Raw genomic sequence first — 948 nt, forward strand, 5'->3', positions numbered from 1 at the left:
CTAGCACACCTAAATTCATGTTTTGTTGTACGCTGTAGCTTTGGCCATCATACTGAACAATTAAAGCTCGGTTATCTGCTCCGTGTTGTGCAGCATGAGCAACACTACCATCACCAAATTGGTGTGTGTTCAATTTGTGTCCAGAACCTGCTTGGTGAGCCAAGGATTTGTTTGCATTTCCATCTTGAGCTTGATAAGATTTATTGTTAGATCCTTGTTGAACTAAACCAGCAATATTGTCATTACCATCTTGATCTTGCTTAGCGTAGTTAGAAGCCTCACCTAAATTATGCATTGATTGTGTCATACCGGCAGCGTTATTATCACCTTCTTGAACCTGTTCGCCATAATTAGAGCCAACTACATCTCCTCCTATCTGATAGATACCAGCGCTGTTGTCATCACCCACTTGTACTTGCAAAGCCTTGCTATAATCACTTGGTGGAGAGTAGTAAACAGGATTAGCAGATGCATCCACATCATTAATAACGGCAATCCGTTGTGTTAAAGATTCTTGAGCTACATTACTTAAAGTTAATCCAGATTGATTTCCTTGGTGAATACCAGCATCATTTCCAGACCCACTACCAGCAGTAGCAGTCTGGTATTGCTTAGCTTGGTGACCGTCACCTACTTGATACGTACGTGCCGAGTTACGAGCACCATTACCTTCTTGATTAATAAAGGATTCGTTTTCGTTTCCTATTTGTTGGTTCATTGCGTAGTGTCCATCAGTTTGGTTAGGACCTGCATCTTGAAGGATCATGGACTTGTTATTGTCTCCAGTTTGTTGCGTCCAAGCATCACTGTTGTCATAAGTTTGTTGGGTTGAAGCCCAGTTGTTGTCACCATTTTGGTCTATGGCAGCAAAGTTATCCTGTGCTTGTTGCCCTGTACCTTGACGGATTCTAGCCTTGTTTGCAGTACTAGAACCATCTAATTGGCCTT

Annotated in this window: 1 pseudogene; it reads right to left on the bottom strand. The window is 42.0% G+C overall.

Features of this window, described 5'->3' with window-relative positions:
- Positions 1-948: pseudogene (locus ESU54_RS17920) on the bottom strand (hypothetical protein); the annotation flags it as partial.

Source organism: Aequorivita antarctica, from assembly GCF_007997155.1.
GTDB classification, from domain to species: Bacteria; Bacteroidota; Bacteroidia; order Flavobacteriales; family Flavobacteriaceae; genus Aequorivita; species Aequorivita antarctica.